The sequence below is a fragment of the Aequorivita sp. CRS11 genome, from assembly GCF_059693805.1.
Window position 1 is genome coordinate 271,461 of the sequence record NZ_JCATIG010000001.1, and the last position, 13,778, is coordinate 285,238.

The 13,778-nt window shown below is 38.5% G+C and carries 18 protein-coding genes; 11 read left to right on the plus strand and 7 right to left on the minus strand.

Going from position 1 to position 13,778, the window contains the following annotated elements; all coding sequences use genetic code 11:
- Position 1 precedes the first annotated feature (1 nt).
- From AC58DT_RS01310 to AC58DT_RS01325, 4 genes are all read right to left on the minus strand, one after another.
- Complete coding sequence (locus tag AC58DT_RS01310) at positions 2-1,081, minus strand: efflux RND transporter periplasmic adaptor subunit (RefSeq protein WP_497214970.1); 1,080 nt, start codon at positions 1,079-1,081, stop codon at positions 2-4.
- A 6-nt stretch (positions 1,082-1,087) separates the two neighbouring features.
- Complete coding sequence (locus AC58DT_RS01315) at positions 1,088-2,392, minus strand: TolC family protein (RefSeq protein WP_497214971.1); 1,305 nt, start codon at positions 2,390-2,392, stop codon at positions 1,088-1,090.
- Positions 2,393-2,598: 206 nt separating this feature from the next.
- A complete protein-coding gene (locus tag AC58DT_RS01320; RefSeq protein ID WP_497214972.1) occupies positions 2,599-3,171 on the minus strand; it encodes a cytochrome b/b6 domain-containing protein in 573 nt (190 codons plus the stop codon).
- Between the two features lie 32 nt (positions 3,172-3,203).
- On the minus strand, positions 3,204-3,593 hold the full coding sequence (locus AC58DT_RS01325; RefSeq protein WP_279447532.1) for a DUF302 domain-containing protein: 390 nt from the start codon (positions 3,591-3,593) through the stop codon (positions 3,204-3,206).
- A gap of 198 nt (positions 3,594-3,791) precedes the next feature.
- On the opposite strand from AC58DT_RS01325, the gene AC58DT_RS01330 reads away from it, so the two are divergent.
- The 6 genes from AC58DT_RS01330 to AC58DT_RS01355 all read left to right on the plus strand — a co-directional run bounded on the left by AC58DT_RS01330 (position 3,792) and on the right by AC58DT_RS01355 (position 7,815).
- A complete protein-coding gene (locus tag AC58DT_RS01330; RefSeq protein WP_497214973.1) occupies positions 3,792-4,142 on the plus strand; it encodes a hypothetical protein in 351 nt (116 codons plus the stop codon).
- Positions 4,143-4,252: 110 nt separating this feature from the next.
- The gene (locus tag AC58DT_RS01335; protein WP_279447530.1) at positions 4,253-4,651 is read left to right on the plus strand and encodes a DoxX family protein; all 399 of its coding nucleotides are present in this window, start codon (positions 4,253-4,255) and stop codon (positions 4,649-4,651) included.
- A 5-nt stretch (positions 4,652-4,656) separates the two neighbouring features.
- On the plus strand, positions 4,657-5,076 hold the full coding sequence (locus tag AC58DT_RS01340) for a DsrE family protein (RefSeq protein ID WP_279447529.1): 420 nt from the start codon (positions 4,657-4,659) through the stop codon (positions 5,074-5,076).
- 12 nt (positions 5,077-5,088) lie between these two features.
- On the plus strand, positions 5,089-5,475 hold the full coding sequence (locus AC58DT_RS01345) for a sulfur reduction protein DsrE (RefSeq protein ID WP_279447528.1): 387 nt from the start codon (positions 5,089-5,091) through the stop codon (positions 5,473-5,475).
- Between the two features lie 10 nt (positions 5,476-5,485).
- Complete coding sequence (locus AC58DT_RS01350; RefSeq protein WP_279447527.1) at positions 5,486-7,141, plus strand: bifunctional metallophosphatase/5'-nucleotidase; 1,656 nt, start codon at positions 5,486-5,488, stop codon at positions 7,139-7,141.
- Between the two features lie 77 nt (positions 7,142-7,218).
- Positions 7,219-7,815 carry a TlpA family protein disulfide reductase gene (locus tag AC58DT_RS01355; RefSeq protein ID WP_279447526.1) on the plus strand — a complete coding sequence of 199 codons (597 nt, stop codon included), beginning with the start codon at positions 7,219-7,221 and terminating at the stop codon, positions 7,813-7,815.
- Between the two features lie 190 nt (positions 7,816-8,005).
- On the opposite strand, the gene AC58DT_RS01360 is transcribed toward AC58DT_RS01355, so the two are convergent.
- Positions 8,006-8,593 carry a hypothetical protein gene (locus tag AC58DT_RS01360; protein WP_497214974.1) on the minus strand — a complete coding sequence of 196 codons (588 nt, stop codon included), beginning with the start codon at positions 8,591-8,593 and terminating at the stop codon, positions 8,006-8,008.
- Between the two features lie 223 nt (positions 8,594-8,816).
- Positions 8,817-9,536 carry a leucine-rich repeat domain-containing protein gene (locus AC58DT_RS01365; RefSeq protein ID WP_497214975.1) on the minus strand — a complete coding sequence of 240 codons (720 nt, stop codon included), beginning with the start codon at positions 9,534-9,536 and terminating at the stop codon, positions 8,817-8,819.
- Positions 9,537-10,163: 627 nt separating this feature from the next.
- On the opposite strand from AC58DT_RS01365, the gene AC58DT_RS01370 reads away from it, so the two are divergent.
- The 5 genes from AC58DT_RS01370 to AC58DT_RS01390 all read left to right on the plus strand — a co-directional run bounded on the left by AC58DT_RS01370 (position 10,164) and on the right by AC58DT_RS01390 (position 12,815).
- Positions 10,164-10,685 carry a DUF421 domain-containing protein gene (locus AC58DT_RS01370; RefSeq protein WP_342686613.1) on the plus strand — a complete coding sequence of 174 codons (522 nt, stop codon included), beginning with the start codon at positions 10,164-10,166 and terminating at the stop codon, positions 10,683-10,685.
- Positions 10,686-10,687: 2 nt separating this feature from the next.
- The gene (locus tag AC58DT_RS01375) at positions 10,688-10,948 is read left to right on the plus strand and encodes a lipid-A-disaccharide synthase N-terminal domain-containing protein (protein WP_279447521.1); all 261 of its coding nucleotides are present in this window, start codon (positions 10,688-10,690) and stop codon (positions 10,946-10,948) included.
- A 113-nt stretch (positions 10,949-11,061) separates the two neighbouring features.
- A complete protein-coding gene (gene gntA / locus AC58DT_RS01380) occupies positions 11,062-11,730 on the plus strand; it encodes a guanitoxin biosynthesis heme-dependent pre-guanitoxin N-hydroxylase GntA (RefSeq protein ID WP_497214977.1) in 669 nt (222 codons plus the stop codon).
- A gap of 16 nt (positions 11,731-11,746) precedes the next feature.
- Positions 11,747-12,196 (plus strand): MgtC/SapB family protein, encoded by a 450-nt coding sequence (locus tag AC58DT_RS01385; protein WP_497214978.1) that lies wholly within the window; start codon positions 11,747-11,749, stop codon positions 12,194-12,196.
- Positions 12,197-12,203: 7 nt separating this feature from the next.
- The gene (locus AC58DT_RS01390; protein WP_497214979.1) at positions 12,204-12,815 is read left to right on the plus strand and encodes a DUF1989 domain-containing protein; all 612 of its coding nucleotides are present in this window, start codon (positions 12,204-12,206) and stop codon (positions 12,813-12,815) included.
- A 32-nt stretch (positions 12,816-12,847) separates the two neighbouring features.
- Here AC58DT_RS01390 and AC58DT_RS01395 read toward each other — a convergent pair whose 3' ends face one another.
- The gene (locus AC58DT_RS01395; RefSeq protein WP_497214980.1) at positions 12,848-13,303 is read right to left on the minus strand and encodes a 6-fold beta flower protein; all 456 of its coding nucleotides are present in this window, start codon (positions 13,301-13,303) and stop codon (positions 12,848-12,850) included.
- Between the last annotated feature and the right edge of the window lie 475 nt (positions 13,304-13,778).

Genomic DNA, 13,778 nt, shown 5'->3' on the forward strand with positions numbered 1-13,778 from the left:
ATTATTGTTTAATGGTTATGTTTGCACCGTTATAGAGCTTTCCCTCGGCTGAAACTATATAGTTTTCATCTGCGGCCAAACCCGAAAGTACTTCCACATTATCTCCGAAAGTTCTTCCCAATCGCAACCAACGAAGCATTGCTGTATTGCTTTGGCTCACCGTGTATATCCCTGTTAATTGTCCGCGTTTTACAATAGCTTGCTGTGGCACTAAAACCATACTCACATCCGTTTTCTTTTCTATGGGGAATTGTACCGTAGCGTACATACCCGAAAGAATATCTACCTCTGTTTTGTCCAAAACCACTTTTACCAAATATTGGCCGCCAGTGTTTTTGGCGGAAGTACTTACTTCGGTTACTGTTCCCGGAAGTGTTTTATCAAACGATTTTACAATCACCTGTACTGCCGTTCCCGATTTTATTTTTGAAATCTCACTTTCGGGCACTGAAGCGGTTACTTCAAAATTGCCCGGACCCTCTACTGAAACTAAAGGCATTCCTGGGTTTGCCATATCGCCAGCTTCAATATTCTTACTTGTTACAACTCCATTAAAAGGCGCACGAAGATTTACATAGGCAAACTGCGATTGCACTTCGTTCTTCATCTGTTTTGCGCCTTCCAATCTGGCTTTTGCCATTTCGTAGCGGGCGCGTTGGTCGTCAAGTTCCTTCTGGCTTGCACTATTTTCTGCAAATAAGTTTTGAAAACGTTGGTAATCTTTTTCAGCATTGTTAAAAGCCGCTTGCGCTTCCGTAATTCCAGCGCTGGTCTGCGCCTGCTTTGCTGAAAGGTCTGAATTGTTGATGCTAACCAACAACTGTCCTTTTGTAACTTTTTGGCCCACATTTACGTGAACCTTATCCACAAAGCCCATCATTCGCGTACTAAGCGTAGCGCTGTTTGCCGCTTCTATCTTTCCGCTAGCGGTTAAAAAAGGGGTATTGTTTTCCGCAGTTACTGAACTTACCGTTACGGGTACTGCAGGAGTTTTAACCGTGTTTTTCTCTTCAGAAGAGTTATTGCAGGCAGTAAAACTAAGTACTGCCGAAAATAGTAGTAGTGTATATATTTTGTTCATCGCTGATTAGTTTTTTGTTAAGAATTGTAAATACGCCAAAGCATAATTATGCTGAAAAACGGTGTTAAAATACTCCAACTGTTTTTGTGAATATTGCGTTTCAGCACTCAATAAATCTGTGGTTTTTTCAAGACCTTCCTTAAATCTGTTGGTGCGGATTCGCAATGCTTCTTTTGATTGCTCCAATGCCAATTCAGTCAATATTAAATTGTTTTGGGCATCTTGGAACATACGTTTTGCTTTGTTCAGCTCCAATTGGCTTTCGGCTTTATATTGCTCCAATTCCAAATTTGCCTTATTAAATTCGGCCTTGCTTTTTTGTGTTTTTCCGAAACGCTTTGAACCCTCAAAAAGATTCCAAGTCAATGCTGCGCCGAATAAATAACCATTGGCATCTGCTTGAAAAATCTGGTTGTCATAAAGCTCATAGCTTCCAAAAGCATTCAGTCTTGGCAGAAAAGTCATTTTATCGGCTTTGTAATTTTGTTTGTAGGCTTCGGCAGCAAACTCCATTGCCTGTATGTCTGCTCGGGAATTGGAAAAGGTTTCAGCGGAACTCAATTCCGTAGCAACCCTTAGCGAATCCGTTGGTTTAAATACTCCCGAAACCGCTTCGTTCATCAACACAGCCAAATATTCCGAAGCATTTTTAACATTGCTTTTTGCGTATTGCAGTTGATTTTCCACTTCGGTAACCCGTACCTGTACCGCCAACACATCGCTTTGTTGCAGATAGCCCTGCTTAAAACTGTTGTTTGCCAATCGGAGGTTTTCGTTGGCCGCACTAAATGCTTTTTCTAAAACTTCAACACTTTTATAGGCTAATTGCAATTGCATATATGCCTTTTCGGTTTCAAGGGAAAGGTAATCGCCCGTCCGTGCTAATTGCATTTGGGTGGCATTCCACTTCGCCTTTGCAGCTTTTCTTTGAAAAATACCATCAACGTTTACAAGGGGTTGCTGAACTTCAATCTTGGTAGCGAACATATTTATCTGGGAGGGATCGTTCAGTGTATTTGGATTAAAATCTGCTTGCGTAACTATTTCCTGATTCAGTTTAATACCGAAAGCCATCAACGGATTAGTTGTAGCCATTCCGGTATGCGAAGCAGTAATATTTGGAAGAAAAACCGCATTGGTTTGGTTATAATCTCCTTTAGCCGCAAGCACCTGTTGCTCCCCTATTTTTAGCTGATTGTTTTGTGTACTAACCTTTTCCAAAACCTCAGCTTTGGAAATTGGGATTGTTTCCTGAGCAAAAACCAGTGCGGGCAAGAAACCGAGAAATAGAAAAAACTTGTTGATCTTCATTTTTTAAATTAATTTGATGCAAACATAGTTCAGAATTTAACAACGGTCAGTAACTAATGTTACCAAAGAAAAAGCACCTCTTTCAAGGTGCTTTTCACTAACCAAATAATCTGCACTCTTTAGGAACGAACCAACCAAGAAACGCTCCTAAACACTTTTGTAGCTTTCGCTAATATCTTCAATACAATTTTATGTTTTCATTCTAATCAATCATTGGAACCACGAACAATTCTTGAGATTATTCCCTTATCATTTGTGAATTCAGCAATTAGCAGTCCGCCAATATGTATGGCAATAAATGCCACTAGATAATAAATGCCCAGCACGTGAATTTCTTCCATTGGCTTTTTTAAATCTTTGGGTCCTAATTCAATTACAAGCCCTGGAACCAAAGATATTACCACACATACGTAAAAAACGATGTACGCCCATTTCTGGAATTTTTGTTTTATTGATAGGTTTTTAGCTAGCGGATTTTGAAGCTTCATCGTTCCAAAAAACGGCAGTATAAAACGCAAACTAAATAAACCCGTTAATACATAACCCAAATAAATATGCCAGTTCCACATTGGCTTTCTTATTTGCTTTGCCAGATCGATAAGCTGCTCCTGTGATAATGTTTGATCAGTACCGCTAAGGTACGTTTGAATGATTTCTGCCATATTGTATTTATTCATCCAAGTCAATCTCAAAAAAATAGTGATCAACAACAGCAGGAATGTAATTGCAATAGCCCAATGTATAACTCGGTAGGTTTTTGAATATTTTACAGTTTCCATAATGGTAGATTTAGGCTGAAACGCTAAGGTTTCTAGATACTTTTAATGACCTTGGTCAATTTTTCCCGAACATCTTTAGCAATATCGGCCAAAGAATTATTTTCTACCGCCATCATTGAAGCCGCGGGATCTACTGCCGAAATTTCAATAACTCCAGCTTCGCGTTCTTGCACAATAACGTTACAGGGCAACATGGTACCAATCTTGTTTTCGGCTTGCAGGGCTTGGTGTGCCATTTGCGGATTGCAGGCGCCTAGAATGGTGTAATTATAGAAGTCGGCGTCCAGCTTTTTTTTCAAAGTGGCTTTAATATCTATTTCGGTTAACACCCCGAAACCTTCTACTTTTAAAGCTGCAGTTGTTTTTTCAATGGCATCTTCAAAACTTGTGTTTTTTAATGTGGTGCTTATATAATATTTCATAGCTTAATTGTTTTAAATGAATAACTTAATTCAAATTTAAGTCTTTAAATTGGATTGTTCTGTAACAAAGATTACACAAGGCGAATCTTATTTATTTTCTTTGAAATGTAAGTCACAAGCTGTTAATTATTCTTTAATTCCGGTGCTTTGTAACCAATGTTACACTCTAACGATCTTAAATTCTTAAATTTGCTTTTAATGAACGCAAAGAACTTAATAGTCTTTTTTTTAGCGGGACTTTTTTTGATGAACCTTACACTTTCACAATCCAGTGAATTGCTGCAAGTTTTAACGGGAAAAGCGGTTACTGTTGTTCATCCTTTTTGTAAAAAAGCGAAAAGCAATTCAAATAAAACTACTTCCTTTAAGGTAGATAATTCGGCAGCGAATTCCTTCGAGATTTCAGCAATTTGCACGACAGTTTTCGACTTTAAAACTACTTCTTTTACCTTCGTTACTGCCGAAGATAATTTTAAGGCTTATGTTTTTGCAGAGCCACTTCACATAAATCTTTTTGCAGAACGTTTTTATATTCCTCCACGAGTTTAACTCTCTTCTTTAGTTAATTTATTCTTATTGGCGAACCCATTAGATTTTGAACATTCTAAATCTATTCCTCGACCAATAAATTACACATTACTTATTTAAACTTTATAATTATGACTCCAATTATAACGGTGAGCAAGCGTTCTGTACAATTGCTCCGTATTATGGTGAGCGGAATATTTTTAGTAGCTGGCTTCGGTCATTTAATCAATATTGAAAAAACCGTTCAGCGCATTGAAATGGCAAGTTTCAAAGGTTTTGCACTCTTTTTCGGAAACTTGGAGCTTATGGTAATTCTTTCTGGCATTGTTATGCTAATAGCGGGAATTAGCCTTCTAATAGGTTTTAAAACACGTTGGGCTGCCATTGTACTGCTGCTTATTCTGCTACCTATTACAATAACAATTCAAGTGGGACAAATTACCAGTCTTGGCCCTTTATTTAAAAATATAGCCATTGCTGGCGGTCTTTTGTTCTTTATTTTAAACGATATACAAACTTTTAAAAAATAAATATTATGAAAACTATGCTTTCAACCCTTATATTATCTGCCTTTTTCATCTTTGGAAATACGCAACAATCTTTTTCACAAGAAACCGAAACCCACAATTATGTAGTACTCACAAAAAAAGTAGCGCAACTAAAACCCATTCTACTCGCTGCAACAGCATTAGCAAAAGAAGACGGCGCCAACTTTGGCAAATTTGAAATCATTGTCTGCGGAAAGGAAATAGGCAATTTAACCGATCTTGAAAAGCTACAACCACATTTAGAAGCAGCCGAAAAAGTTGGCGCCAACATCATTGCTTGCGGTTTTTCACTCAACAAGTTTCATGTTGATGCTAAAAAACTTCCGAAGGATATAAAAATTGTGGACAACGGAATTCTCCACAATTTAGAACTTCAGAAAAAAGGCTATTTAAGCTTAGAACTTTAATACATAAGAATTATGAAAAGAATCATTCAAATATTTATTCTGGTATTAAGCCTCGGCGCAATGGCGCAAAAAGCTAGTGAACCAAAGGATTTTATGGTGCTCACCACCAAAGTGGAGCAATTAAAACCTATTCTCCTCGCTGCCGATGAATTAGCTACGGACGGTAATTTTGAAATAGTGCTCTACGGAAAAAACGTTGCAGACATACTCAAACCTGAAACCGAAAAATTTATCGGCTGGGCAGGAAAGTCTAATGTGAAGGTTAATGTTTGCAAAATGTCTTTAGACCGATTGCAGATTAACCCGAATACACTTCCGAAGGAAATAAACGTGGTTGACAATGCTTTTTTGTACGCCTTCCAACTTCAAAAAGCGGGATATAAAATTTTAAACTTATAAAACAGTAAAAATGAAACTTAAAAAATCATTCAAATATATAATTCCTCTAATCGGTCTTGTAGCTGTATTAGCTTGGAAAAGCCCGTCAATAATAGAGAAAAGTGAATTCAACAGCCATAAACAAGACACTTTAAAAATTACGATTCTTCAAACGGCAGACATTCACGGGCAAATGGACCCGCACCCCGAATTGTTTTGGGAAAATGAAGAAATTGTCTTCAAAGAACGCGGCGGATTAGCCCAAATAAAAACCTTGTTTGACAGAGAACGCGCTAAAAACCCCGGTAAAACCTTTATCGTTGACGGCGGCGACTTGATACAAGGTAGCGGTTACGTAGCGTTTTCTGAAGGAGAAGTTATGGCAGATGTGATTAAAAACATGAATTACGACCTACTGGTTCCCGGTAATTGGGAGGTGATCTATGGGAAAAAGAGAATGCTGGAAGTCTATAAAAAATTTGATACGCCAACTATTGTTCAAAATATGTTGCACGAAGATTCAAACGAGAATCTATTTCCATCGTATATGGTGAAGGAGATTGCTGGTATTCGGCTTGGTTTCGTTGGCATTAACGACCCACAAGTTCCTGTTAGACAAAACCCTATTTTTAGTAAAGGCATCAATTTCACCGATGTTGATAACAGTGTAAAAACATTGATAGACCGGATAAAAGTTGAAGAGAAAATAGATGTAATGTTTCTCATCACCCATATTGGCATTTACAAGCAAGTTAAGCTGGCGAGCAGTCCGATAGCTGAAAATGTAGATTATATTTTGGGCAATGATACCCACGAGCGTGTGCGCAAACCTATACAGGGCAAGTACGCAAAAGTTACTGAACCCGGTGCTTTTGGGTCGTTTGTGGGGAAACTGAATTTGTATTTTGTCGATAATAAATTGGTGAAAGACGATTACGAATTGATGGATGTAGATCCAGAAATTTATCCCGCAGACCCCAAAATACAGGCCATTGTAGATAAAAATAAAGCGCCGTATAAAGAAAATCTGGAGACTATTGTGGGTTATACCAACACACCAATGTACAGATATTTAACCGTTGAAAACCCAATGGACAATTTAATTACCGATGCCGCTCGATGGAAAACTGGAGCCGATATAGCTATCAGTAATGGGTTTAGATTTGGAAATCCCATAGTGCCGGAAAACGGAAAACCAGCGCCAATTACCCGCGCTAATCTTTGGAATCTGATGCCTGTGAATGAACCAGTAAAAACAGGCAAAGCTACCGGGAAACAAATTAAAACGTGGCTAGAAAAAGAAATGCACAACGCATTCGCCCAAAATGCTACCGAACGCTTTGGGGGTTGGTTGGTCCGATTTTCGGGGATGAAAGTAGAATTTCACAGTCAGAATGAAAAAAACCAACGTATAAAATCTGTTGAAATTAACGGCGAACCAATTGACGAAAACAGGTATTATACAATTTCAGCCTGCGAGCGCCCGGGAGATCCCGAAGATTTGCTTTGCAGAATGCCGAATGTGATAGATGTGGAAACTAAAGATTACACAATTCACGAAGTGGTGGAAGAATATTTAAAATTACATTCGCCTATTAGTCCAGGAATGGATAAGCGCGCGTATTGTGATTATTTAGGTGAAAAATCCTTTTCAACCGTGCCTGGCACCGATTACATTTTTAAATAAATAAAAATCCAAAAACAAGTTTTTAAAGGCGCTCACTTGTTAGTTCGAGCGCAGTAGAGAACTAAAAACATACAATTATGAATAAGAAACTTAAAAAACATATCATAGAATACGGACTCTTCGGAATAATTATTCTTGGAATTTACTTTTCAGGGTTGCATACCGAGATTATTGGTTTCGCGCAACGTGGCTTGTTAGCCACTGGTGTAATGAACCCCAATGTAGAACAAATTGAAGAGAATTCTGAAGCCAATAAGCTAACTGCAACTAAAGCCGATTTCAACTTGCAATTGATGAATTCTAAAGGCGAACGGGTTTCAATGGAGCAATATAGAGGGAAAGTAATATTTATCAATTTCTGGGCTACGTGGTGCCCTCCCTGCGTTGCTGAAATGCCAAGTATAAACAAAATGTACAACGATATTGACAAAGATAAAATTGAAGTGCTAATGGTTTCTTTTGATCAGAAGTTTGAAAAAGCTATTAAGTACAAAGACAAAAATAATTTCAATTTTGAAGTTTACGCCCCAGCCGCGGCAATACCGAAAATGTATGATTCGCCCAGCATCCCCACTACTTTTATTATAAATTCTAAAGGGGAGTTGATTTTTACACACAAAGGCATGGCCGATTACAACCGTCAGGATTTTAAAGATTTTTTAAAGACTCTTTAACAGCTTGTGCGCGATTGCATGCGGGGTGCTGGAAGTTGGGCTAAAGCCCAGGTCTCTACCTCTATTTAATTACCACGAGCTAAAGCACGTGGCAATTGATTTTGCCACATACTTTAGCTCAATATTTAGTGTTGTTAAAAGCTTTAGCTCATTTTAGTATTGCCGCGAGCTGAAGCTCGCGGCAATTGTTTTACTTATTAGCAGGAGTAATCATAATATGCGCGCGGTGCGTGCCGGCATCCATCAACCACGGCATTCCGGGGGTTTGTGGTTTTGTGGGTAAGCCTGTGCTTTCACCTGTCATATAAGGTTTGTAGATTACGTAGCGGATTCTGCTTTTTAAAAGCTCGCCGGTTTCGGTGTTTAAATCCTTTTCTTCCCCCGCCAAAACATACACCATAGAAGGCTCCGCTGGCATTTTCAACGTCCCTTCCTTAATTTCCTTCTTTCTAATTTCTTGCTTTTGCTCGTTAGATTTACCTTCGGCAATCAAAGCTCTACCACGCGCCATAAAGGGTTCCAGTTCGGCGCCATAACAGGCTACACTTATGCCTTCTTTTTTGGGGTCGTCTGCCAAGCAGACCATGCCGTTAGTCCCTTCTCTTAGGGTGATGAGTTTACCCTCATCGTTATAGCCGAGCACGGTCGCGGCATCGCGGTACATTTCAGGCGCAGCGAGAACTGCTGTTTTAACTTGAATGTCTTTGGGCAGAATTTTGTCCTGTGCTAAAGCCGAAATACTTATCATAAATACGAGTAAAATCGCTAGTTTCTTCATAATTGCATGTTTTTTTAAATGAAGGCTTAAGATACGGAATTTTACAAAATTACAGTAAATCATTATCACTCGACGCCCCAAGTAGCTAATTAGGGAAAGTTAAGGGAGCAGTCTGTATAAATATAAAAGTTTGGGAGGGCTAAAACCGAAAGTGCTATAAATGGGTAAATCTGTTGCTCAAAAGGACATGAGCGAAAAGCTCCAGCTGATGTTGGGATCATTTTTAAAGTACGCTATCAAAACAACTCAACGAATAGATTGCCGTTTCCGGAATCCTCCAATTGGTCGCGGTATTTGAATATGCCACATTATCTACCTGAACACACTCCAAAGCGCTATTCTGAAGCCCAAAAAAGAATATCAGGATTTTATCGTTATTGTTATTGGCAACATCAACCGTTTTTAAGCTGTAATTGCACATGGCCCTAATGCTCACAAGATTTGTGTTATCGCTAAGGTCTAAGTGAGTAAGCTTGGTTGTTCTTATGTCGAGGTTCTTCAACTTTACATTATAGCTAAGGTCTATTTTGGTAAAGGGATTATTTCCACAGCCGAGAAATTCTAAATTGAGATTACCGCTTACATCCAGCGTGCTTAACTTGTTATTAGCGCAATTCAATCCTACTATATCCACAAATTTTTCAATACCGGTCAAGCTTTGAATACCCTTAAACGATACATCTATTGTACCCTTAAATGCATTGGCTTCCTGAAAACTGATTTCGTTGTCCTTATTGGTGTTGATCTCAAAATTGTTTAATACCAGTTCCTTAAAAATCAGGTCTTCAAAATAAACAAAGGGTCCTTCGCCAATAGTGTATTTAAAATATTGTGCTTGTTCTTGTTCTTGCGGAATTGGATCTATTGGTAAATTGTCCTCGGAGCACGATATTACTATAAACTGCGCTACAAAAAATAGAAGTATTATTCTTATGAACTTCATAGCTTTACTTAGGTTGGGATAGAACATTTTATATTGGTTCAAGCATATACTATTATAAATATAAGAACTATATCTTAGTTTCCTTTAAAAATATTCCACAAATATATATGCTCATCCCAAGAAATAGAAAGCGATTGCATCGGCTTCCCCATTGCACTTTAAATCCTTTCGTATTCCTCATTGGCAATTTTAATCCGATCCTGTCCTAAAATAATAACAGGTTCTTCCTCCCCATTCAGATACTTCAGAATAAGACCGGTGCCTTTGTAATAAACTGTACCCTCCTGGTCATCATAGATCACTTCTTCTGAAATGGCGTATTTCCTAAATATTCCGTATCCATGCCCTGAATTTCAAAATGTCTCATTCATCGTTAGGGTTTTGCTGTCACGTATCTTTCAATTCGGTCAAAAGTATAATCTCAAAATCTATACCCCTACCGCATTTACTATAAAAGCGTTAAAACATTGATAAAGCAGTTTTATGTATGCACAACGATTTTTATTTTTAGATCAATAATTTAATCAAAATAAAACGTGCCCTTAATTCATCAGTGCTTTTAATAATTCAAAACAAGTAGCCAATCCTGGATTCCGGAGCAGTTAAATTTCACAAAATTATGTTACGATGGACAACCTATTAAATATCTCACTTTCCGGCGCCTATACAATTGTGCTAAGCTGCCTGGGAATATACCTATTGGTAATACTTTTTACCCGCATCTTCGGAAAGCGCAGTTTCTCTAAAATGTCCAGTTTCGACTTCGCAATGACCGTTGCCGTGGGTTCGCTCATTGCAACCACCGTATTGTCCAGTACCGTTTCCTTGGCAGAAGGAGCACTCGGCCTGCTCGCCATTTATTTTTTTCAGCTTACCGCAGCTTTCTTTAGGCGCTATAAACCCTTTAGAAAAGCTATAGACAATACCCCTTTACTGCTAATGGAAAAGGATATTATTCTGTATAACAACTTAAAAAAAGCCCGAGTAACCGAAGGCGATTTACGTGCCCAATTGCGGAAAGCAAATGTTAGCGACTATTCAGAAATTGAGGCGGTAGTATTTGAAACCACAGGCGATATTACCGTCTTGCACAGTAAAAACATCAACAACAATCTAAAATCGTGGCTCTTAACCGATGTAGCCGTATAAATATGGAAGACCAAATAATAGGCTTTATTGCAGGAATACTAACTACCGTAGCCGTATTGCCACAGCTAATAAAGTCGTGGAAAACCAAAAAGGTGATGGATATTTCGCCTTTTATGTTTGTATTGCTCTTGGGCGGCATTGGCCTATGGGTGGTATATGGAATTATTAAAACAGATTATCCCATTATCCTTACTAACGGAATTTCATTTTTACTAAACCTATCTATGTTGGTAATTATGTTGCGCTATAAGTCGGAAGATTAACACTATTGCACTCCGCTAGCTTAATCTTGTTAAAAAGGCACTAAATAGCTACTAAGAAAATATTAAATACATAGCCTGCACAAAACATATTTAATATTTTTCAAAAAAAAGCTATGGAACCATCAGTACATTCTCCCACCACCGATATAATTACGCGCGACTTTAAAGACTTTATCATTGCAGATAACCACCCGTGTATTATGGCGAATACGGTGTTTTCTATGGAAAAATTCCATCTAAAGGTTTATGATCAATTGGGAAGTAAAACTACCGCCCGCACCTTGATAACCGATTTAGAAAATTATATTTCGGCTTACGATTTTAAAAGCAAGGATTTTGAATCGTTTATCGCTGTATTTCCAGAAGATGAACCCGTGAGCGAAATTGAATTTGAAAACCTGTTATGGCGTCAATTACAGTTTCTTCACGATCGAGATACCGAGGCGTGGGATGCCACCGTAAGCAAAGATCCCGAAGATCCCAACTTTAGTTTTAGTATTGCGGGGAAAGCGTTTTATGTTGTGGGGCTACACCCAAAAGCAAGCCGAAAAGCTCGTAGAGCCCCCTACCCAACGCTTGTATTTAATTTGCATCACCAATTCGAAAAATTGCGCGAAATGGGGGTATATACCAAAGTGCGGGATAAAATTCGGGAACGCGATGCCCAACTACAAGGCAGTATAAACCCCGTATTACAGGATTTTGGAAAGGAAAGTGAAGCGCGACAATACAGCGGACGTAAAGTAGAGGAAAAGTGGAAATGCCCATTTCACCATAAATAATATTCCCCTTATATAAATGGAACCAGTAACTACAATCGAATTTATTCTAAATACGGTTATTGCAATGATAGCCGGAATTTGCGTGGGCATTGAGCGACAGATGAAAGATAAAAATGCTGGACTTAAAACCAACGCCTTGGTGGCTGTTGGCGCTGCCATTTTTATGGGAATATCTTTTCAATATATTCATGTTGAATACGTAGATTTAAGCCGAATAACAGGGCAAATAGTTGTGGGCGTGGGATTTTTGGGCGCCGGAGTTATCGTTAAGCGAAAAAAGGAAATCTCCGGACTTGCCACCGCGGCTGCTATTTGGTGTAGTGCCGCCCTAGGGTGTTTGGCGGGAATGGGAATGTATATTGAACTGGCCGCCAGTACGCTAATTATTGTTATAATCAATTTGGTGATGGGGTATTACAATAGAAAGATTTATAAGAATAATCACAAAAATAAAATTGAAAACTAAAGTGAATATGATTCAGCAAATAGCGCCGCAAACGGGAGTTGCCTTTACCCTAAAAAAAGGCGAACAATTACAGGTAATCGATCCGCAGGGAATGCAGGTTAGCGATATGGTGCTTTTTAACCAGCACGATATCCGCGAAAAGATTTCCTCGGGGAAAACTTTAGATTTTGAAGAATCCATTCTTATAAGCAAAGGCAACTATTTGTGGAGCAACCGAAGTCGTAAAATGATAAAACTGTTGGAAGACACCAACGGTCGTAACGATTTTCTGTTGGCGCCCTGTAGCCCCGAAACCTTTCAGATTATGTATAACAACCACGAATATCACCCCAGTTGCTTTGAAAATCTATATACAAATTTAGCGGCCTACAATATTTTGCCAGACGACATCCCCACGGCCTTTAATATTTTTATGAATGTACAATTTAACAGTAAGGGCAAGCTCTCGGTACTACCTCCTATGAGCCAGCCAAATGATTATGTGTTATTTGAAGCGCAAATGGACCTAATAGTGGGTCTCACCGCCTGTTCTGCTGAAGATAGTAATGGTGGAACCTTTAAACCAATTCACTATAAAATTATAAGCCATAAGGATAATGCTGAGAAAAGTAAAAGCTGATTTAAAAGATTATGCACTTTTAAAAACCGACTTTACAATATCGAAAATAATAAAACCTCAATAGGCATTTCCCCAGAAATGGTATATAAAACCGTGTTGTAATCCCCTTTGCCTTGTCGTACGTATTTGCCGTCAAAGGTGTAAAGCACCGTATTGTAATCGCCTTTCCCCTGCCGTATATATTTTCCGTCCCAAGTGTATAGCACTGTATTGTAATCGCCTTTCCCCTGTCTTAAATACTTGCCATCCCAAGTAGCCAACACCGTATTGTAATCGCCTTTCCCTTGCCGTATATATTTATCGGTAAGGGTGTATAATACGGTACTGTAATTCCCTTTCCCCTGTCTTAAATACTTGCCATCCCAAGTAGCGATTACGGTATTATAATCTCCCTTCCCCTCTCGAATATACGTTTGCCCATTAACAATCAACGGAACCATCAATAAAAAGCAAATCACAAACCATTTCATAGTGCAAAAAGTATTCATTCCTAATATGAATTATTAAAAAAGACTAAAAATATAATAATTATATAGTTAAAACCCATACTAAACCCAATCCCACCCCAACAAACCTTTAAAAACAATTCGAGAATTCGTGGCAATAAACCCCCGCTCCAATCCATTCAGCTTCCATCAAAATACGTGCATTCGTGGCAAAAAAACCCCAGCTCCAATCCATTCAGCTTAATTCAAAATTTGTGCATTCGAGGCAATAAAAAAGCATTAGTGCGCATTCGTGACAATAAAACTCCGCTCCAATCCGATCAGATTCCAATATAATTCGTGCATTAGTGGCAATAAGAACATTAGTGCGCATTCGTGGCAATAAACCCCCGCTCCAATCCATTCAGTTTAAATAAAATTCGTGAATTCGTGGCAAAAGAACCCCGATCTATTCCATTCAATTAAAAAAAAAATTCGTGAATTCGTGGCAAAAAAACATTCGTGAATTCGTGGCAAA